The sequence below is a fragment of the Bradyrhizobium sp. Cp5.3 genome, from assembly GCF_000426265.1.
GTDB classification, from domain to species: domain Bacteria; phylum Pseudomonadota; class Alphaproteobacteria; order Rhizobiales; family Xanthobacteraceae; genus Bradyrhizobium; species Bradyrhizobium neotropicale.
The window spans coordinates 215031-235971 of the sequence record NZ_AUFA01000011.1 but is presented as its reverse complement, the minus strand read 5'-3'; the positions used below and the strand labels follow the sequence as shown (position 1 = coordinate 235971).

The 20941-nt window shown below is 61.3% G+C and carries 12 protein-coding genes and 1 pseudogene; 2 read left to right on the top strand and 11 right to left on the bottom strand.

Annotated features, from left to right (window positions below):
* Positions 1 to 136: 136 nt before the first annotated feature.
* Positions 137 to 1783, bottom strand: a complete 1647-nt coding sequence (pgm, locus tag K289_RS0118565) for a phosphoglucomutase (alpha-D-glucose-1,6-bisphosphate-dependent) (protein WP_027552907.1) — start codon at positions 1781 to 1783, stop codon at positions 137 to 139.
* Positions 1784 to 2129: 346 nt separating this feature from the next.
* Here pgm and K289_RS0118560 point away from each other — a divergent pair, with 346 nt between their 5' ends.
* Complete coding sequence (locus K289_RS0118560) at positions 2130 to 3272, top strand: S9 family peptidase (protein ID WP_027552906.1); 1143 nt, start codon at positions 2130 to 2132, stop codon at positions 3270 to 3272.
* Positions 3273 to 3313: 41 nt separating this feature from the next.
* Here K289_RS0118560 and K289_RS0118555 read toward each other — a convergent pair whose 3' ends face one another.
* The 4 genes and pseudogenes from K289_RS0118555 to K289_RS50550 all read right to left on the bottom strand — a co-directional run bounded on the left by K289_RS0118555 (position 3314) and on the right by K289_RS50550 (position 6794).
* Positions 3314 to 4126, bottom strand: coding sequence for a response regulator transcription factor (locus K289_RS0118555; RefSeq protein ID WP_027552905.1), 813 nt, complete (start codon positions 4124 to 4126; stop codon positions 3314 to 3316).
* A gap of 155 nt (positions 4127 to 4281) precedes the next feature.
* A complete protein-coding gene (locus tag K289_RS0118550) occupies positions 4282 to 5169 on the bottom strand; it encodes an aldose 1-epimerase family protein (protein WP_027552904.1) in 888 nt (295 codons plus the stop codon).
* 133 nt (positions 5170 to 5302) lie between these two features.
* Positions 5303 to 5617 (bottom strand): annotated as a pseudogene (locus K289_RS0118545) (GDP-mannose 4,6-dehydratase); the annotation flags it as partial.
* Between the two features lie 883 nt (positions 5618 to 6500).
* Positions 6501 to 6794, bottom strand: a complete 294-nt coding sequence (locus K289_RS50550) for a hypothetical protein (RefSeq protein WP_156918044.1) — start codon at positions 6792 to 6794, stop codon at positions 6501 to 6503.
* Positions 6795 to 7242: 448 nt separating this feature from the next.
* Between K289_RS50550 and K289_RS50545 the strand changes: the two genes are divergently transcribed.
* Positions 7243 to 7533, top strand: a complete 291-nt coding sequence (locus tag K289_RS50545; protein WP_156918043.1) for a hypothetical protein — start codon at positions 7243 to 7245, stop codon at positions 7531 to 7533.
* A gap of 255 nt (positions 7534 to 7788) precedes the next feature.
* Here the strand turns inward: K289_RS50545 and K289_RS0118530 are convergent, their stop codons facing one another.
* From K289_RS0118530 to K289_RS0118500, 6 genes are all read right to left on the bottom strand, one after another.
* Positions 7789 to 8067, bottom strand: coding sequence for a hypothetical protein (locus tag K289_RS0118530; RefSeq protein WP_245283950.1), 279 nt, complete (start codon positions 8065 to 8067; stop codon positions 7789 to 7791).
* Positions 8068 to 8677: 610 nt separating this feature from the next.
* A complete protein-coding gene (locus tag K289_RS47765) occupies positions 8678 to 13660 on the bottom strand; it encodes a family 16 glycosylhydrolase (protein WP_051310654.1) in 4983 nt (1660 codons plus the stop codon).
* Between the two features lie 353 nt (positions 13661 to 14013).
* Complete coding sequence (locus tag K289_RS44655) at positions 14014 to 15735, bottom strand: ABC transporter ATP-binding protein (protein WP_245283949.1); 1722 nt, start codon at positions 15733 to 15735, stop codon at positions 14014 to 14016.
* Between the two features lie 86 nt (positions 15736 to 15821).
* Entirely contained in the window at positions 15822 to 16838 is a 1017-nt protein-coding gene (locus K289_RS0118510; protein WP_027552900.1) for a glycosyltransferase family 2 protein, read from the bottom strand.
* Entirely contained in the window at positions 16835 to 19774 is a 2940-nt protein-coding gene (locus tag K289_RS0118505) for a trifunctional glycosyltransferase/class I SAM-dependent methyltransferase/polysaccharide deacetylase (RefSeq protein ID WP_027552899.1), read from the bottom strand. Before K289_RS0118505 ends, K289_RS0118510 begins: the two co-directional genes overlap by 4 nt.
* Entirely contained in the window at positions 19771 to 20934 is a 1164-nt protein-coding gene (locus K289_RS0118500; protein WP_198024732.1) for a glycosyltransferase family 2 protein, read from the bottom strand. Before K289_RS0118500 ends, K289_RS0118505 begins: the two co-directional genes overlap by 4 nt.
* Between the last annotated feature and the right edge of the window lie 7 nt (positions 20935 to 20941).

Genomic DNA, 20941 nt, shown 5'->3' with positions numbered 1-20941 from the left:
CTCCCACCGGCTTATGAATACGTTATGTATACAATAACGGAGGAGAAAAATCGTTCAAGGCCAAATAATGCTTATTATAATACCTCTTTGTCTTTGAGTGTATACAGAATTTGAAGCAGATCCTCGGTAAGAACGCTTACGCCCCGAACACCTTCGCGAGCCCGGCCTGGGCTTCCTGCTGAATCCGCTTCAGGTGCTCCGTGCTGCGGAAGCTCTCGGCGTAGATCTTGTAGACATCCTCCGTTCCGGAGGGTCGCGCGGCGAACCAGCCGAAATCGGTCTCGACCTTGATGCCGCCGAAGGACTGGCCGTTGCCCGGCGCCTTGCTGAGTGTGGCGCGGACGGGATCGCCGGCAAGGTCTTTCAGGCCAAGCTGCTCCGGCGTCACCGACTTCAGCACGTTCTTCTGCGCCGCGTTCGCCGCGACATCGATGCGCTCGTAATGCGGCACGCCGAGTTCGGCTGTGAGATCATTGAAGAGCTGGCTCGGATTGCGGCCGGTCTTGGCCATGATCTCCGCGGCGAGCAGGCCGAGGATGACGCCGTCCTTGTCGGTGGTCCAGACCGCGCCGTCGCGCCTGAGGAACGAGGCCCCCGCACTCTCCTCGCCGCCGAAGCCGAAGGCGCCCTTGAGGAGACCATCGACGAACCATTTGAAGCCGACGGGAGTCTCGACCAGCTTGCGGCCGAGCTTCTTCGCGACACGATCGATGATCGAGCTCGACACCACCGTCTTGCCGATCGCGGCGTCCTTGCCCCAGTTCGGGCGGTGCGCGAACAGATAGGCGATCGCGGTCGCAAGATAGTGGTTCGGATTCATCAGGCCGCCGGTCGGCGTCACGATGCCGTGCCGATCGGCATCGGTGTCGTTGGCGAACGCGATGTCGAAGCGGTCGCGCATCCGGATCAGGCTCGCCATCGCGTAGGGCGAGGAGCAGTCCATGCGGACCTTGCCGTCCCAGTCGACCGTCATGAAGCGGAAGGTCGGATCGATCGCCTCGTTCACCACAGTGGCCTTCAGGCCGTAGCGTTCGATGATCGGATGCCAGTAATGCACGGCGGCGCCGCCGAGCGGATCGATGCCGATATTGATGCCGGCCGATTTGACGAGATCGAGATCGACGACGCTGCCGAGATCGGCAACGTAGGGCGTGATGAAGTCGTAGGCGTGGACGGTCGCGGATCTGCGCGCCTTGGCATAGTCCATGCGCGCGACGCCCTTGAGCCCGTCGGCCAGATACACGTTGGCGCGCTTCTCGACCACGCCGGTGACATCGGTGTCGGCGGGACCGCCATGCGGCGGATTGTATTTGTAGCCGCCATCCTCCGGCGGATTGTGCGAGGGCGTGATGACGACGCCGTCGGCAAGACCCGAAGTGCGGCCCTTGTTGTAGGTGAGGATTGCGTGCGAGATCACCGGTGTCGGCGTATAGCCGCCGTCCTTGTCGATCATGATGTCGACGCCGTTGGCGGCGAACACTTCGATGGCGCTCGCGAGCGCCGGCTCGGCCAGCGCATGGGTATCGATGCCGATGAACAGCGGACCGTTGAGCCCCTTCTCGCGGCGATAGTCGCAAATCGCCTGTGTGGTCGCGAGGATGTGCCCCTCGTTGAAGGTGTTTTTCAGCGAGGTGCCGCGATGTCCGGAGGTGCCGAAGGCCACCCGCTGCGCGGGGTCGGCGGCATCCGGCTTGTTGGCGAAATAGGCGGTGACGAGCCGCGGTATGTTGGCGAGTGCGTCTGGCGAGACCTGCTTGCCCGCCGCGGGGTGAACATCAGCCACTGGAAATATCCTCGTCCTGTCGTGCAGAGATTGTGGGACACCATAGCATCGGCCGGGCGCCCGCCAAGGGCACAACACGCGCGATGGGGTGGCCGTTCCTTGGCCGAGACTACGATCCGAAACAGCGGGCGGGCGCACGGTCTTTCCGCCGTCATTCCGGGGCGCGCCACTTGGCGCGAGCCCGGAATCCATTTCACCACCTCGTCCGCTGCACGATGGATTCCGGGCTCGCGCTTCGCGCGCCCCGGAATGACGGCGGTATAAGCCTCGCCATCACTGCAAGCGCCCCCGCGCATTTCGGGCGATCGTGCTATGGTCCACGCCATCGGGGCTATTCGAGTCGCTCATGACTCTGTTTCAGAGACTTCCGCTTCTGCTGATCGTCTGCCTTGCCGTGGCCAACGCGGCAGCGCCGGCCGTGGCCGCGGAATTCTACACCGAGGACCTGCGCATCCCGATGGCGGAGGCCGGGCCGCGGGGGCTGGAAGCCTTCCTCGTCCGTCCGGCGACACCGAAGCGCTATCCGCTTGCTCTGCTCAGCCACGGCTCGCCGCGCAGCTTCGACGACCGGGCAACGATGTCCGCCCACAAATATTACGGCATCGCGCTCGAATACGCCCGGCGCGGCTTTGCCGCCCTGATCGTGATGCGGCGCGGCTACGGCACCTCGCCGGGCGGACGCCTCGACAGCATCGGCAATTGCGCGAACGCAGCCTATCTTCCGGCGGCGACGATCGCGGTCGCGGACCTGCGCGCCGCGATCGACGCGATGGCGCGGCGGAGCGACGTCACGACAACGGGCATGATCGCGGCCGGCCATTCCGCGGGCGGGCTCGCCACCATCGCGCTGACCGCGCAGGCGCCGCCCGGCCTCGTCGCCGCGATCAACTTCGCCGGCGGCCGCGGCTCCCGCGACGACAACGACGTCTGCAATCCCGATGGGCTGGTCCAGGCCTTCGCCACGTTCGGCAAGACCTCGCGCGTGCCGATGCTTTGGGTCTACGCGACCAACGATCTGTTCTTTGGACCCGATCTCGCGCGCCGTTTCTACGACGGCTTTCGTTCCGCCGGCGGCAACGCGAAATTCGTCGCGGCGCCGCCTTACGGTGATGACGGCCACTATCTCTATTCGGTGGTGGGGCGCCCGCAATGGACGCCGATCCTCGATGCCTTCCTGCACGAACGCGGGCTCGGCGGTCGCGACATCCTGAGCCCGCCGGATCCGCTGCCGCCCCCGAGCCAACTCGGCGAGGCCGCGAGAAGCGAGTTCGCGCGCTATCTCGCCAGCACGATGCCGCACAAGGCCTTCGCCGTATCACCTAACGGCGGCTACGGCTGGCGCTCGGGGCGCGCGACGACCGACGACGCCCAGCGCGATTCGCTTGCCGCCTGCATGAAATGGTCGCCCACATGCACGCTCTATACAGTCGATGACAGGCTGGCCGGTCCACAAAGGACGTCGACGGATCAGAGCGCCCGCGCGCGATAGTTGCGAGGCGAACGTGGCGCGCGATCGCGCGATGAATTGCGCTAGAGACGTTCGCTGAGTGCGAGCTTGTAGCCGACTCCGGTGACGGTCGCGATGACCGGCGTGCCGCTGCCGACGAGCTTGCGGCGCAGTCGCGCCACCAGCGCGTCGACGGTGCGGATGTCGACGTCGGCCTGGCGGTTGCTGACCACCTCGATCAGATAGTCGCGGCTGAGCGGGCGGCCGTCGGCGCCGACGAGGGCCGCAAGCAGGTCGAATTCGGCGCGTGTCAATGCCACCGGCTTGCCGTCGCTGCCGAGCAGTTCGCGCCGCGTCAGGTCGATGATCCAGTCGCCGAAGGCGATTGAATTGTGGTTGCGCGCGGCCTTGCGGTCGATCAAGCGCCGCCGCAGCACGCTGCGCGCACGCGCGAGCAGGTCGCGCAAATTGATCGGCTTGGTGACGTAGTGGTCGCCTGCGATCTCGAGGCCGAGGATGCGATCGACGTCGGTGTCGCGGCGGGTCACGAAGATGATGCCGGCATTGCTGATGGCCTGGATTTCCTTGGCGAGCTCGAAACCGTCGCCGTCCGGCAATTGCACATCGAGGAAAACGAGATCGGTGCGGGCCCGCAGGGCCTGACGGCATTCCGCGCAGGAGCCGGCGCCGACGACATCGAAATTGTGGTCGCTGAAATAGCCGACCAGCATCGTCCGCGTCACCGGATCGTCCTCCACGACGACCAGCCTCTCGCGGCCAGCGGGGCGCACGTCCTGAACTGCGGAATCAGCCACGATAGGTGTCCCGTGTGCAGGCGATCCCGACTGGAGATTCAGCTCGCCGCGTGGCGCGCCGCCATGTGAACGAACATTCACAATATATTCGAGCCCCCGAAATAGCCTGCCGCGATACTAGGCGTATTGCGACGCGCAAACAATATTGACCACGATATCGACGCACCAAGTATGAACGACCCCACATTTCTCATTGAGCGCATCATCGTCCGTCACCTTCAGCACAGGCCGCGACGCTACGTTCCGACCTGGATACGGAACGACAGCATCTCTTCCGCGCCCGGCGCGATGTGCATCAAGCCCGGCTTGTCGCTGAATTCGCCGTCGAAGCCCGAAGGACTGGCATAGCCGTGCCAGGGCTCGATGCAGAGGAACGGCGCGCCCGACGGCTTTGACCAGACGCCGAGCTCGCGAAAGCCGGACCAGGACATCGCGAGCCATGGCCCGCGAGATGCGCCCGGCCCGGCCGCATAACGGACCGACGTGCTGTTGATCCGGTCAAAGATGATTGCGTCATCGGCGAACAGCGCTTCGGACAGATCGAGCACTCTTCCCTTGATCGGATTGTGCTCGGTTGCCGCGCGCAACAGCCCGCCGTCGAGACGCCGGACCGGAAACGGCTCCGCCTCTGCGAAAGTCAGCGCGTAGCTCTCTTTGGGCACTCCGGGGCGGAGCGGCCAGTTGAAAGCCGGATGACCGCCGAGCGAAGCCGGCAATGTTTCGTCGCCGGTGTTGATGACCCTGAGCGCGATTTCGACACCCGCGGCGTCGAGGACATAGGTCACGATCAGGCGGAACGCGAACGGATAGAACGCACGCGTCGCCTCGCTGTCATCGAGCACCAGCGCGCAGCGGCTCTCGCCGCGCTCGGCCCACGCAAAGCGCTGGTCGCGCGCAAAGCCGTGCTGGGTCATACGGTAGGTCTTGCCCCCGTGCCGCAACTCGTCATTGGCCAGGCGACCGACGATCGGAAACAACAGCGGCGCATGGCGCGGCCAGGCCGGCCCCGCCTGCCAGATGAACTCGACGCCGTCTTCATCCCTGAGCGAGCACAGCTCGGCGCCATGCGCCTTGATGGTCGCGGTGAGGCCTCCACTTTGGATCACGTGAGTGTCGTCGGTCATGGGTCGCAGTTTCCGAAACAGCGTCGGTGAACTATTGGGTGGCGATTGGATGGCTCGACATGTAGGCCTCATAGGCTCGCTTCAAACCGTCCTCGAGCGAGATCGTCGCGCGCCATCCAAGCCTTTCGAGACGGTTGACGTTGTATTCGGGGCTCTCGAAGCTAACGGCGACGTGGCTCTGGGCGGCGAGATTGTAGATCTCGGTCGGCCGGATCTGCTGCACCAGGCGGATCAGATTGGTCGAGTCGGCCATGTCGCCGTACTGCATCAGGAACGGCACGTTGCCGACATGCGGGTCCTGATACAGATGATCGACGCGCGCAGTGTTGAACGACGACGAGCGCCGCTTGATGTCATGCACGACATCGCCGAGCGACAACAGGTGCTCGGCGAGATAGGCACCGTCCTGGCCGGTCACGCCGGTGATCAGAGCGATCCGCTCACGCATGGCCTGAAGCCTCACAATTCCTTCAAGAAGTCCGGCGAATATACGGCCCGGACCGACCGTCCCGGCAGGGCGAATTCCGCACGCAGGCGGCCTTTCTTGGAACATGTCGTCCGTTCCGGTCAACCCTGGACAAGATGACGGCCGCCGGACGAGACGGTCCGGCTCGTCATCCGTTGCGAGCGACAGCCCCGGCGAACTCGCCGGTCCAACATCGTCCGAGCTGACGCCGGTCGCAAATGCGCCGAGCGATCGCACGCAAGGAGCAGCATGCGAATTGAAAAGCTCGCGCGTTGGTTCGACGCGTCTCGATGTCGCCACGTTATATCGCAAAGGATCGGAACCATGACGCACAGGATGCGTCGGATGTCTTGACGCTTCCATTCGACAAACAAACATGCAACAAGGCCGCGACAATCGCCAAGCAGTCGCTTGTGCATTCCAGGATTTGCGGCATCCGCCTGGAGCCATCAACCCCGCGACTTCGATATCCAGTGAGAATCGAGCCGGGCTTCGGAGCAGCGAGTAGATGAGACTGACCTGCGCAGACAGATCAACGCCTCAATCCGCAAAGTCACGACAGCTTTCGGCGATGACTAGTTTCGGGAAGTTTCGAAACGCAAGGCCAGGTGCAGCGGCGAGATAAGACGGACTCCGGTCCGCCGGATCGGACCAACGCCACTTTCTTCGCCTTAGCCGCTTCGGATGAGCGGAGCGGCCCGCTGACTTCTTGCCACACCTCTTCCTTCTCTGTGCCTACTCCTCGCGGCGAAAACGTGACCCTCAGAGGCCCATTCCGTGCGATCGCTTCAAATTTTTTTCAGAGCGCTCGATTGACTCATCGTCGTTCACACACGCATCTACTTTGATCATGGCGGAAACGCAGTTACCATTGACGATATTGCATGCTGCCGAGACCATTCGTGGCGGTATCGCGACCTACTTCAATGAGCTCCACGCGCTCCAGCGCACGACTTTCAGGCAAGTTCACTACGTCGTTCCGGCCCTCCACCGCAGCGAGCTCGTCGAGATCGACGACAGGCACATCTCGCCGTTCGAACGCACCGGCAGAAACTTCACGAGCTTCTTCCAGCTGGCGCGCCAGACCGTCGCAGAGGTGCGTCGGCTGAGGCCGGACATCGTGCACATCCAAAGGAGCGCCGCAATTTTCGATCGTCATATTTTTGTGTCCAAAAAATGCTTTGCGGATAAATCTTCTGGCCCGAACCGCGTCTCATAGTTGAAAAGCGTCAATGCTTCCTACGATGTGATGCGGTTGCGCCGATTACTTCCGGCGCGTGCTGCGTCCGCCCAGTGGGCCGGCTGATCACATCGCTGCGTATCGTTCCGGGATGGCGGACAGGAATGGAACCGAACGGATCCCGTGCCCTCCGCCCACGGCCTCGCGCAAAAAATGCACTCTAATGTGGCTGCAGTCCGCAGGATGAAGTTAGTAGACGGTTGAGGATGTATTGGGAAACAACTCCGCTGTCCGCCGAACGAAGCCAGCCAGCTTACCGATCGGCTAGCCGGCTCAGCCAGAAAGTGATATCTTTCTAGCAGTTGTGTGGTGGAAATGCGGTGACGTCCGTGGTCCGAGAAGTCGCCAACGCAAGGAGTAACGGATCTTGATCTTGCTGATGATAGCAAGCGGCGCGGCAGGTCTTTTTTTGGGACGTTTTATTCGTGCATACGCGCTTATTCCAGCGACAGCTCTGATTGTGGTTCCAGCATGGTATCTGGGCCTTGAGTATGGCTTCGCCACTGGCGTGATGGCCTTCGTCATCAGCGCGGTCGTCATGCAGCTCCTTTATTTCGGCAGCCTGCTGACATATCTGCTCATCGAAAACCTCTCGGTGATCGACAGTGTGCAGTCGGAAGCATCTCCACCGCTGCCTGAAACACGAGCCGCGTTTTAGCCGAATCGTTGGCCGCGATAGCTGAGGATTTCGTCGCGTGGCAGTAGCCTGCATTGCGACTTGCCTCAATTCGCGCCAGCTCTGAGCCTGCTGACGAGCGTGCGATGCGGATGATCCATGGTTCCCGCGCACTTTTAACCGTTTCGTAAACAGCGGCCCAGATCAGGGAACCGGCCGGGATTTTTGGGCCAGACAATCGGCCTGTCTGTTTGAGCCGCGTCTCCGAGGGTCACGTTGGTCAGATCACCTGTCAGATCACTTGTCAGATGACTTGTCAGATGACTTGGCCTCATTGTCGATCTTGCCGTCATTCGCGACGCACTTGCTGTAAAAAGCGCGCTGATCACTTCCCGATCCCTTGGCGCTTCCCGCGGCCGGATTTCCGGGCTCGCGTGGAGGGAATTGCTTTGCAGTCAAAGCACTGCATTTTCTGGCGAGTTCCGCGGTAATTGCCGTCGCTCGATCCGGCAACACGCCAAACAGCGTGCAAATAAGCGCGACCAGCACGCACGTAAACTTCCAGTTGGCGAACATGACACCCTTCCGTGCTGATACCGCTCGATTGAGCGCGCCATCTTTCCCCGTCAATGCTTCGATGATCTTAGCGGATATTGATCCGAACGAAAGATCATGTTCCGGGCCGCAAGTCGATCCCATCGCGATTTGTGCAGTCAGCGGCGCAGCAAAAGAGCGGATTGTTGAACCGTCGACACGGTTTACTCCGACTGCAGGAAACCTTGCCCCTCGAAGCTGGGGAAACCAATTGAGATGAACAGACTTGTCATTTGACTGCCTCGGGTTCGGCAGATGGAGATCTCCGATGCTAACGCTCAGACTCCTGCTGATTGCTCCGCTCGCTGTGGCAACGCCAGCACTTGCGCAAGGCACGCAGCAACATCAGGGTGTTCAGAACCGCTCACAGAATGTCACGACGGGTTCGCGTAGTCCCGTAGCAACCCGGCCGAGCAACCATCCCTTCCAAAATCCCATCGGCCAGGGTGTGCCTCCGGCTGTATCGGTCAACCCCAACCTGAACAGCAACCGGACCAATCGGTGAAAGAGACGCCGCCGCTTTTCGTCCGTGCATTCGCGGCGACGTGCAGCTTCCTACCGGGGTCGGTGGCGGTAGGTGCGCTTCCGAGCGCTATTGGTGAAGCATGAAGTTGTAAAACTCCGCAAGGTGAGCATCCACCGGTGTCGCAAAGTGGAGTAGCTGGGGATGGTCAGTCGGTGGCAATGTTGTTTGGAGGCTGTCGTGCAGCGGTACTGCCGGACCCACCTGGTGATTGTAGGTCTCAAGGCCTGGATGGGTTGCGCCTGCCGATGAATTGGCGTGATCGAAGGCAAAGCCGTCGCCGGCCAGCCGCACGGACATCGGAGCCAGTGCAGGCGGCATCGGCTGCGGTGTAGCTGAGTTGAAATCAAACCCATCCTTGGGAGGATCGATGACCAACGTGCCGCCGCTTCCGTCGCTGGAAAGATTGAACGTCGAGTGAGTGTAGTCGCCGACCAGCGACAGATGCGCCGCGTTGTTTTGAGCATCGACCACGGTCAGCACGCCTCCGGATGTGTTACCCGAATAGGAGGCCGACGTTCCGGATCCGAAGGCAATATCCTTCAGGTCGATCTGGTTCGAGTTGGACGTTGTTCCGTCGCCGCTCAGATGGATCAGCTTTCCCGCGAACTGGGATGAATGATCGAGCACCAGCGTTCCAGTTGCAGCATTGAAGGTGATCGACCCGGAAACGGCGCCGGTCAATTCGAGCTTGGCCCCGGCCTCGATCGTGACTGACTGGCTCATATTGCCCAAGGCCAGGACGACCTGTCCCGAAATATCGAGGACGGTGGATGGTGTGTTGATCACGCCGTCGCCGTTGAGGTCCTGGTGGAAGACGGTCTCAATCGACTTGAGTGACGCGTCGGCTCCGGAGACACTGTTCAGAATCTTGGAGGTGAAGTTCCCGTTGCTGTCGGCGCTCCAGACGGAGTACTGGCCGGAGACCGAATCCTTCCAAGCTACGTCATAGCCTCCTGACGTCGCTTCCGCGCCGATTGGCGACCAGGAGCCGAACTGTCCAGCAACGACGGCGGCACCAGCGTACTTCAACGACGGTCCCCGACTGCCACCAATCGAGTCGAGCAAGTAGGTGTTGCCGAGTTTATCCAGACTGGTCGAGCCGGACGCTTCGATCGATGTCGCCGTTGATGTCGTGTTTGATGTGGTCGAGGTGACCGGCGGCACACCGATCACACCATCGCGATTCAGGTCCTGGTGGAAAACAGTTTCGATCGATTCAAATGACGAACTGGTGGCCGACACGTTGTTCAGGATTTTGGACGCAAAGTTGCCGTTGCTGTCAGTGGCCCAAACCGAGTAATTTCCGGTAACGGAATCCTTCCAGGCCACGTCATAGCCGCTTGAGGTCGCCTCCGCGGCCACGGGCGACCATGTTCCAAACTGCCCCGCCGTGACCGCCACGCCGCTATACTTCAGCAGGACCGCAGCGTCGGCATCCGACATGTAAAAGCTGGTTCCAACCTTGGTGAAGGACGTCGTGCCGATCGCCTCAACCGTGGCGCCGACCACCGCCGCGAGGACATTGGAGGATGCGCTTTGATTGCCAACCGCGTCCGTCGCGGTCGCGGAGAGCTTATGCGGACCTGTGGCAAGCGCGCCGGTATTGACGCTCCACGTACCGTTGGATGCCGCTACCACGGTGCCCAGCAGCACCGCGCCGTCGTACAATTTGACGGTGCTTCCGGCTTCTGCTGCGCCGGAAGCGGTGATGATGCTCCCGGATGCAAGCGTGGCCGAGATGAAATTTGGCGCCGTGGGCGGCTGCGTGTCGACTGTCACGCTCAACGCCGCCGATACGGCGCTGAGATCGCCGACGGCATCAGCGGCCTTGGCGGTGAACACGTGGCCGCCGTCGGCCAGCGTTGCCGTCGCAAACGACCAGGCGCCAGTTGCATCGGCGATCGCGGTTCCAATCAAGGTTGCCTGGTCGAAAATTTCCACGGTGACGCCGGCTTGGGCGCTTCCGGCCAGGGTCAGGTGATTTGCCGCAGTGAGGCCCGATGCGGCCCCACTGCTACCGGCGGCGAATGAAACCGTCGGCGGCGCCAGCCCCGTCATGGTCATCGGCGTATTCCAGTCCGTGACGAACGCGAAGTCCGATGAGGTCATTTGGGTGACGCCGACGAGATTGAGCGTATCCGAGCCTCTCGCGTAGTGGACGGTCCACACGTCGCCAACGCTTGTTAGGTAGGCAGAGGCGTCATAGCCCTTCAGCAGCAGCTCGTCGTGCTCGGAACTGTTGGTGGTCAGAACGTGGAAGTCGGCGATCGTGACGTTGCCGCTGACAGGGGTATAGACGAACGTGTCGTTACCCGCGCCTCCTGATATCCAGTCGTTGCCGCCGCCACCGTTGAGGACGTCGTCGCCGCTCGAGCCCACAATGCGGTTCGCGAGCTGGTTGCCGGTGCCGGTGAGCCCGCCCATCATCAGGGTCAGGTTTTCGACGTTGTCCGGCAGTGTATAGGAGGTCCATGCTTCGACACTGTCGATGCCGCCGCCGGGATTCTCAATGATTTTCTGGTTCGCGTTGTTGACGACGTAAGTGTCGTCACCGGTCCATCCGACCATCGTATCGTCGGTGTTATACGCCGTAATCTTGTCGTTGGCCGAGGTGCCGTAGACCATGTGGCTGCTGGCGCTTCCGTTGATCCATGATGTGATCAGGCCGCCGACCGGCAGTGAAACAGGAAGCTGGAAATCGTTGCTGGTAAAGGACGCGATCGTCGTGTTGCGGAAAACAAGGGTGTCCTGGTTCGTCAGCGCCAGATAGACGTCGTTCCCGACCTGAGTCATCGCCCCCTGGATGTCACTGAACGAGGTGAAGGCGAAGCCGTTGAGCTGAACGACGTCGTGCCCCGCCGCCGAACCTGGCGTGAAGTCGGTGATGATGTCCGAACCGTCGCCGGCATTGATGACGAAGGTATCCGCGCCGCCGCCGCCGGTCATGACGTCGTTGCCGAGCCCGCCGGTGATGATGTTGGCGGCATTGTTGCCGATGATGATGTTGGACTGGGAATTGCCCGTTGCGTTGATCGCAGGCGAGCCCGTGAGCGTCAGGTTCTCGACATAGTCGGGAAGCTTGTAGGTGACCGATGACTTTATCGTGTCGATGCCGCCGCCATAGCCCTCTACGACCTTGGCGTTTGGATCGGAGACGATATAGGTGTCGTCGCCAGCGCCGCCGCTCAGGGTGTCGGCGCCCCCTGCTCCGTCGATCAGATCATTGCCGGACGTGCCGGTCAGGGTGTCGGCGCTCGCGGTCCCGGTGATCGTGTTGATCGGCGTTCCGCTGGCGAGCAGCGTATAGTTCGCAAGCGAGTATTCCGGCAGTTGATACGCAGCAATCGAATTGATCGACACTGTCGCGGTCGCATCGGGGGCGGCATTGCCGGCCCAGCTCCCGCCCATGGCAAGGTTGGCGATCATGTACATCGCGGTATTCATGTCCGAGGGTGTGGCCACCTGCCCCACCTCCGCGCCATCCACGAAATAGGTCAGTGTGTACGGTGTCCATTCCACCGCGAAAGTGTGCTCGCCTGCCATCAGGTTGGCGGTATTCGCCCAATTCCCCTGATCAGGTGTGGTCGAGGATCGGAGACCCCAATGAGACTGGTCAGGATGTGTGCCGAGGGCTTCGAGCACGTCGAGCTCCGTTGCGAGACCGTGCGTGTTGGTGGGCAGCATCCAGAAAGCAGGCCACGCGCCGGGCGTGCCGGACAACGTGGCGGTCATCTGAAAATAGCCGTAGGTCTGGGCGAAGCTGTTCTGCGACGAGATCATGCCCGACGAAAACTGGTGGTTGCCGACATAAGCCGCGTCGCTCGCGGGCAGCGGCTGCGCCGTGATGACGAGATGGCCGTTCTGGATCGAGAACGGATCAAGGCCAAGCGGCGCCGAGGCGGCCTGGCTTCCCGGCAGTCCCGAAAAGCTCGGGTCGACGTAGACCTGCTGCTCGCCCGCGAGCGAGTAACTCGTCGCGCCGCTCCAGGCATAGCTTGTGCGCCACGTCAGATGCGGATCCTGGCCCGCGGAGAGCGTGTTGAAATCGTCGTTGAAGGTCTGCACCATGTCGGCGCGCGGCGTGACGATATTGACGTTGGCCGTGGTAAAATCCCCGACCTTGGTATTGTTGAGCCTAATATTTTCCCCGCTGCTGAGCGTAAGGACGGTGTCGGTGCCGACCTGCTTCATGGCGGCGGTGACGTCGGCAAGGGTGTGGAAACCGGTGCCGTTGAGCTGCAAGATGTCGCCGCCGGCGCCGGTCTTGAAATCGGTGATGACGTCGTTGCCGTTGCCGACGGCGATGACAAAGGTGTCGATGCCGGCGCCGCCGTTGAGCACATCATTGCCCTTGCCGCCATCGATGATGTTGTTGCCGGAGTTGCCGATGATGATGTTATCGAGATCGTTGCCGGTAGCCGGCGATGCATAGTTGCCGCCCAGAATCAGGTTTTCGACATTCGGCGCATTGACGAGGCTGTAGCCGTCGATCATCCCATCGTTGATAGTATCGATACCCTGGCCAGCCTGTTCGACGACCTTCGTGTTGTGGTCGTACATGAAGTAGGTGTCGTCGCCCGCGCCCCCGATCAGGATAACCCCGGTTCCGAGCGCCTGCAGGGAGTCGTTCATCGCGCTGCCGATCAACGTACCGCCAGCCTGTACGGTAAGCGCCGCCGTATTCGGCGGAGCGCTACCCTGAAGCGGATTGTCGAGGACGACGTTGGAGGCGACGAGAGAGGAGAGCGTGAGGTTCTGCAACGTCAGGATTTCGGTGCTCGACAGGGTGACGACCGTATCGGCCCCCACCTGCCTGGCAGCCGCAACGAAGGTTGCGAAGGTTGCGAAGCCGTAGTTCTGGACACGCAGGACGTCACCACCAGCGCCGGCCTGAAAGTCGCTGATGGTGTCGGAGCCGTAGCCCTTCGAAATCGCGAAGATGTCGCTGCCGGCTCCGCCGGTAAGAAGGTCGTTTCCAGTGGCTCCGAAGAGAATGTCAGACCCAGAAGTTCCAACGATAATGCTCGCGTAGGTTTGGTTTGTTGTCATGACGGGAGTTCTCCTTCGCACCACAACCAGCACGAAGGCGTTCACACCGGTTTATGAAATTCGGGAAAACTTGAAGCACGCGAAAGAAAGCGCGACGCCTCACTCAGGAACGTCGTCAGTGCCGCATCTACGTGCAGTCCATTGCGCGCAAGTTCCTCGAAGGGAACAGCAGCAATGCTTAGATCTACTCAGAGCGTTACTTTCGTCATGCACACCGGCTTCGCAATCGCGTTTCCTACTCTTCGTTTCATCCGTAGGACTAACGGGTGAGAACATGATCGCGCGATGCCGACGCGCGCAATTGCGGACCTTCGACATCTCGATCCGCGCTGGATTACCGCGCGGCGGCAAGTTCAATGTCGAGTTCCGACGGCGCCCACCCGCAGGTTCCGGGAAAAAAGGCTGCTGGAGTCCGCCAGCAACTTCGTTGGGGGCCCCTCCGCGCTAACCCGGCCGGCCTCAAGGCACACCACGTGGTCTGCGTCGAGCACAGACTCCAGCCGATGGGTAATGAGCAACAAGCTCCGGCCTTTGAGCTGCTGCTGGATTGCGTGCTTGACGCTATCCTCCAGTGAGCGATCGAGCGCGCTCATGGCCTCGTCAAGGATCAGGAACTCCGGATTGCGGACAATCGCCCGGGCCAGTCCAATGCGCTGACGCTGTCCGCCCGAAAAGCGCATGCCATGCTGCCCGATCCAGGTGTTGTACTTGTCGGGCAACGCTTCGACGATCTCCGAAATGCCGGCCACACGCAACGCGTGCAAGATCTCGCCGTCCGAGGCGTCATTCTTGGACATGCGCACATTGTCGATCACGGTGCCTTCGACCAGGTCGACGTCCTGGCCGGCAATCGCGAGCAGGCCAAGCCAATCGGTGCGGCGGAGGTCTTCGAGGGGACGGCCGTCAACCCTGATGCTTCCTCCGGTCGCCGAATAAAGTCCAAGCAGGAGGTTCACGATCGTGGTCTTACCCGCCCCGCTCGCGCCGACGAGCGCGGTGATCTTGCCCGCCGGAATGTCAAAGGACACGTCGCGAACCGCGGGCTCGGATCCGGCGTCGTAGCGGAAGGTCACGTTGCGAAACGAAATGCTGTCGCTCAGCCTGCTGATCGCCAGGCGCCCCGGCTTCGGGTATTCCTTGTCGTCCGTCGCCAGCATGAGACGGATGGAGCGCAGCTGTGGCTCGATTTGCGCCATATACAACAGACTGGCCTCCAGCTCCCGCACATGCGGCTGCAATCGATAGAGCAAGGCGACCGCCGTAAGACTGGTCGCAAACCCGATTCCCCACATGTCGGCGGACGCGATGACGAGGCAAAGCACCACCAGGTATCCGATTTCCGTAAGCGGAGAAACCAGCCCGGAAAGGCGCGCAAGTCCCAGCGCGACACGGCGCGCCTCCGCTGACGCGCACTCAAAGCGTTCCTGGTGCGCCCTCTCCTGACCATACGCCCGGATCGTGCGCATGCCCTGAAGTGTCATCAGCATATGCTCTCCCAGCCTCTGATGGGCCAACTTCACCCCGCCGCCGAGCTCCTGAATGGGTCTGGACAGGTAGCGCAGCCCGGCAGACGCGACCAACGACGCAGCGATGGCCATAATCGTAATCTTCACCGAGAGCGCAAAGAGAAACGACACAAAAAGAAAGATCGAACACGAGCTGACGATGATGCGGGTAAGGCTGCTATAAGCCGCCGAGATCAACCATGTCTCCGTTCCGAGAACCTCCATGAGATAGGCCTCGTCGTGGCGCTGAAAGAACTGATATGAGGTCGACAGATACTGCAGATGGACGCGATTGCGCGCGACTTCATTGATCTGCTCGCCAACGCGCGCGCTGATCAGCGTATTGGCGAAAGCTAGGGCGCCGCGCAAAATGATGAGAAGCAGCACCACCAGAGCGGTTTCAGCCGAGCTGTGAAACCAGCCGGTCGCATGTCGGAGCGCATCGCCCAAGATGCCGCTGGTCGACGTGGTAAGCTCGACCTGCCCCATTGCGAGATAGAAGAAGAGCAGCACGAGCGTGATCCCGACCGTTTCCGCCAGCGACGAGGCCAGGCCGAGAACGATCAGCACGGGCGTCGCCCAACGCGGTAGCGGAGCCACCTTGAGAAGTCGCCACAGTTCGGCCAATGCCGCGCGCCGCGCTGCTCTCGGCCTTGTCACGTCGCCTGCGTTTTCTGCCATTGAGATTGACTGGGGTCGCCGATCAGGAACGACGGCGATGGCCGTCGGAACTCTCTGTGTCGCAAACCGCGGGACATCCACCACCCTGCGGAGATCATATCCCGCGGCAGGCCAAGCGTGGCGACCTTGGCCGCCAACAGGGGATTCCGCCGGGCGAGCAACCAAAGGACCGATGCGAAGTACCGCAATCGGCCGCCGATCAACGCCCGTCGAAGCAACCACCGGGCGTAGTTGCTGATTCCGCGGTCCAGCAAGGCAATGCGATCGGGATGGCGTGCGGCCATCTCGTCGGCAACCAGCATCCATGAGCGAAACATCCGCGTCATATCGCTGGACATATTGTTCGGCAGGTGCCGGTAGCCGATCTCGTATTCAGGCACCACCGCGAAGTGATAGGTTTCGGCGACGCGGCAATAAAGCAGAAGATCTTCGCAGCCCTGTGCGCCCGATGCCCGGAGGCCGCTTTCGAACCCGTTCGCAGCGACCAGGGCTTCCCTGCGGACCATCGCTGAACTTCCGTTGCCGATGAAGTTGCCTTCAAACAGATAGTCCAGCACCTCGCCTGCATGAAAGACGGGATCGGATTTGACGCTCACACGGCTTTTCGCGTCGATCCAGGCGTACCAGCTATAGACGAGGCCCGTCCTCTCTCCTCCGTCCATCATGGCCTGGAGCTGCCGCTCGATCTTGCCGGGCGCCCACAGATCATCGGCATCGATGAACGCGATGAAATCCGCACGAGCAGCCCGCCATCCGGTATTGCGGGCGGCTGCAACGCCTGCGTTATCCTGCCTCACGATATTGATACGGGGATCGCACTCCGCATGCCTCTCCGCGACGGCAAGCGTGCCGTCGGCGGAGCCATCATCCACCACGATGATCTCGAGCCGTTCGTACGACTGCGATCTGACGCTGCGAAGCGTCTCGTCGATCGTTGCCTCGGCGTTGAAAGCCGGAATGACCACACTGACCAAATACTTACTGGTACTCATTGATACTGCTCCAAGCAGTGCACAAACGCCTTCAAATTACGATCGCCTCTCACTTCGATGCGCGGCAAGTCGAGCAAATTATCAGTCAGCCCGGCAGCCCGGTCGACCGTGTTGAATATGGCTTTATAGCCGCACTCCGCCGCGAGAATTCTGAACCGCTGATCGGTGCAGCCAAATGGAGCGGCAAGCGATGTCGTCGGCCGCCCCAGCCACGTCTCCAGTTGCACGCGGGACCGCAGCAGTTCTTCGGCAAGTTCCGAGCTTGAAAGCCGGTCACTACGGGGATGGCGCGCGAGGTGACTGCCAAACATCGCCCCCTCGCCGGCAAGCGCGACAATCTTGTCGACATCCATCAGTGGCGCAGGCGTTCCGAATGGCCTATCCCATTCGGCCTGCCCGCCAACCAGATCCGTGACAATGAACACCTCCGCGGACAGATCATTGGCTTTCAAGATCGGCCACGCCTGTTCGGCAAAATCCTCATATCCGTCGTCGAAGGTGATCAGCAGCGGCCTGCCCTCAAACGGGTAGTCGTTGGCCACGAACCACGCCAACTGCTCCGAATTGATGGTGTGGTAGCCGTTTCTCCGCAACCACAGCATCTGCTCCGCAAAGGTATCCGGATCGACCCGATAGCGTCCAAGCCCTTCCGGCCCATCGGTCGCAATTCGATGGTACATCAAGACCGGAACGTGCGGTCGTCTTTCCGATTGCAGAACTTCCGATCGCCGCCTGACGGCGCCATTTCGCACGATAAATCGCGCGACCTCTCGTTCGATCGGTGCGCGTATCTGCGTCGTCGTCACCAGCGGATCCGGCGCGGCTTCGCCAGGCTTCGGTCGCCTGTAACGATCGACACGATAGAGCTCGGTTTGTATCGATGCCTCAAGCGCAAGATCGGAACGCTGCATCATTACCCGAGCAATCGTTTCAGCCCCGTAGGAATTCTCCCAATCGAACCCGGTCCGCGACTTTTCGTCCTTCAGGACGAAACTGTGCGCCGTGATCAGATGACCACCGGGACGCAAGGCTTCCGCGATCTTTTGCACGACGAGCGCCAATTCGGCTTCGTCATCCAGGTAGTAAAGCACCTCGGAGCAGCAGATCAGATCCATCGCTTCGGGGAGACGGTCGGCAGACAGATCAAGCTTGAGAAAATCCACATTGCGAATCCCGTTGCATCGCCGACGCGCGCGCTTGAGCGCGGTTGGCGAAATATCGGATGCAAGGAGGTGGCCGACCTGGGGAGCCAACTGCCGGCTAAAATGCCCTTCGGCACATGCTAGTTCGATAGCGCGCTCCGCCGGTTCAGCCGGCAGCAAGTCCAGTTGGCGCCGGTACTTCTCCTGCTCATAGGGCGAGCAGTAATTCCAGGGGTCCTCCTTTTGAAAGAACCGTTCCCAGAACAACTCACGTCCAATGTCGCACTGGCTTTCTCCAACGGCATGGCTCTCGCCGCGGCGAGACACCGGCAAGCTTGAAGCTGGCCGCGGCTTGGCTTTACTCCCGACGCTGTCCCGCAACACCCGCAACCGGTGCCGATGACTATCCGCATTGCTGCGCCCCAGTCGCCGAACGCGTCTCATCAACCCGGCCGGCCGGCCCAGATTCCGGGATCGCCAATCCTGCGGGACCCGGATATGCAAATGGGCGAGATGCTCGTGAACAAGCTTCGTCCAGAAACCCAGATCCACCGCGCCGAGCAATCCGACGTCGACCAGGGCCAGGACCTCCGGTCCATCGCTAACGTAGATATAAAGTCGGTCTACATGATTGGGCGGGCTGAATTCCGGAAGCTGCCGAAGGTCGACGCGGAGGCCGAGTGTCAGCGCGAGCTCGCGCGGAGCCGAAAGGTCATCGTAGTCGAGCAGCATGCGCTCAAATCGATACTGGACCTTTCGGGCTTCCGCCGGATCGTTCCAGGCCTGCCCGATCGCGGTGATCAGTTCGGTCACATGCGCGCCAAACTGTGCCCAGCGACTTGCCAGCTTCGCCGGCGTTGCTCGAGCGCCTACCGCAATTGCATCCAGCAGGCAAAAGGCGATCTGATCCGCCGAAGTCACCGATTGCGGAATGTCGGCGAGGACATTCCTTGAAGGATGGCTCGCGTTCTCGCGACCGCACTCTATGCCCCAGCACCAAAGCGCAAAATAAGCATGTGCTGCCGCCTGCGGTCTGCCGTGAGCGGCACATGCTCCGTTCTTATGCGCCGGCACAGGATTTTTCACCCGTTCGTCGGTCGAAAATCCGCGAGCGATAACAACATTCCCGTCGACCAGCATTTGCCGGACGTCCTTGGATAGGGAATGCTCATTTGCCCGATAATAGCTCAGCAACTCATCGACATGAATCCAGCCGCCGCCCGTTCGCGCGATCCGCTGCCAAAGGTCCCATTCCTCGCACGTACGAAGGCTAGTCTCAAAGCCACCAACGCCCAGCACTGCGCTTTTTTTGACGAGGACACTGTGGACGGCGACCGGACAGCTGCGCGCAAACGCCTCAAGCGGATTGATCGCAACCGAGGCATTACTATAGCGAGGCGTTTGGTCGCCATCAGGCATCACGCGACAATGATCGCAGCAAGCGGCGATCGCCGAAGGATTTTCATCCAGCGCCGCGTTCATTTTCGCCAGAAACTGCTCGTCGATCCAGTCGTCGCTATCGAGGAAAAGAAGCCGCTCTCCGCTTGCGCTGGACAGGCCGACATTGCGGGCCGCCGATACACCCCGCCCATCGGATTGAAGTGCGATGAAACGGGCGTCACGCGCCGTATAGCCGGCAACGATGGCCGGCGTCGCATCGAGAGAGCCATCGTCAACAATCAGCGCTTCCCATTCTGGGTCGGTCTGAGCGAGCAGGCTTTCAAGGGTCCGAGGGATGGTTTTCTCGGCATCCCGAGCGGGGATCACGATCGAGGTAAGAGAAGTGGCCGTCATTTGCGCTTCCCCTCACCGTGATAGAAGCGGAAGCCCGACACACAGCCGGCGATCTCCTCCTTGAGAAAACGATCAGCAACGCGCTTGGGGCCAAACGCTCTGCGGAGCAGCCGATACGAATACCATTTCGGAAGATACAGATACGCGCGAGCCGGATTTTCTGCGAGCCCGGTCCGCTCATATTGCACCAGTAGCGCGGCGACGTGGCCTCGCATGTAATAGTAGATTTGGCTCGCGAGCCCCTCAATCGTCCGTCGGTGGGAATGGAATGCCACTGAGGAAGGTGCGTAGCGGCAGGTGTATCCGCTCGCGAGCAACCGGTACCAGTATTCCGAATCGCCCGAGCAGCCTGCCTGGCCGACGTCGAGACGTTCGTCGAAAAGACCGACCTTTTCAAACACCTCGCGGCGGAACGCCATGCTGGCCCCGGCGCCGATCTCCCACGCGGGGAAAGCGTTCCTTCGATGCGACTTGAAGCATGAACTGTCGAAGTCCTGCTCCCGATAGCCTTTGCCAAATCCCCAGTAGGTCTCGAAATGCCGTTGCGCCTCGGTTGCAAGTTCTGCAGGAAGCACAAGGCCTGTTACAGCAGCCACCTGTGGCTGATCGAATGCGGCCAACAGCCGCTCCAGCCAATGCGGGTGAAGCACCACGTCGTCGTCGGTAAAAGCCACAATGTCGCCGGTGGCACGAAGCACGCCGGTATTGCGGGCGACATCGAGCCCGAGCCTGTCTTCGCGCATGTAGATGACCCCCGCAGCCAACGCAACATCCCGCGTGCGCTGATCCCGCGAGGCGTTGTCAACTACGACGACCTCACGTGGTCGTCGGCTTTGCCTGGGCAACGAAGCAAGGCATGCGGCCAGCTCATCCGGTCGGTCCCGCGTGCAGATCACCACGCTTGCCGAGACAGCAGGCTCGACCTGCCTTCGTAACTCGTCCTCGATTGCCAGCAGATAGTCAGCGTCGATGTGATCAACGCGCGAGCCGATCTGCTGTCCCTCGTGCACCAACACATGGCCGATTGGTCGATCGCCGTGCCAAAACACGGTCATGCCCTCGCGCAATCCTACTGCGGCAATGTCCGCGGGCAGCATCCCCGCGACGTGCGTGACACCCTCGCCTAACGGCAGGTCCGCGATGGAAGCGAGCGTGGCCATCCCGTTA

Coding starts and splice junctions, on each gene's coding strand:
- K289_RS0118550 (WP_027552904.1), bottom strand. CDS start 5,169: ATGACCGACGACACTCACGTGATCCAAAGTGGAGGCCTCACCGCGACC.
- K289_RS0118530 (WP_245283950.1), bottom strand. CDS start 8,067: ATGTTCGCCAACTGGAAGTTTACGTGCGTGCTGGTCGCGCTTATTTGC.
- K289_RS50550 (WP_156918044.1), bottom strand. CDS start 6,794: ATGACGATCGAAAATTGCGGCGCTCCTTTGGATGTGCACGATGTCCGG.
- K289_RS0118510 (WP_027552900.1), bottom strand. CDS start 16,838: ATGAGTACCAGTAAGTATTTGGTCAGTGTGGTCATTCCGGCTTTCAAC.
- K289_RS0118560 (WP_027552906.1), top strand. CDS start 2,130: ATGACTCTGTTTCAGAGACTTCCGCTTCTGCTGATCGTCTGCCTTGCC.
- K289_RS0118505 (WP_027552899.1), bottom strand. CDS start 19,774: ATGACGGCCACTTCTCTTACCTCGATCGTGATCCCCGCTCGGGATGCC.
- K289_RS0118500 (WP_198024732.1), bottom strand. CDS start 20,934: ATGGCCACGCTCGCTTCCATCGCGGACCTGCCGTTAGGCGAGGGTGTC.
- K289_RS47765 (WP_051310654.1), bottom strand. CDS start 13,660: ATGACAACAAACCAAACCTACGCGAGCATTATCGTTGGAACTTCTGGG.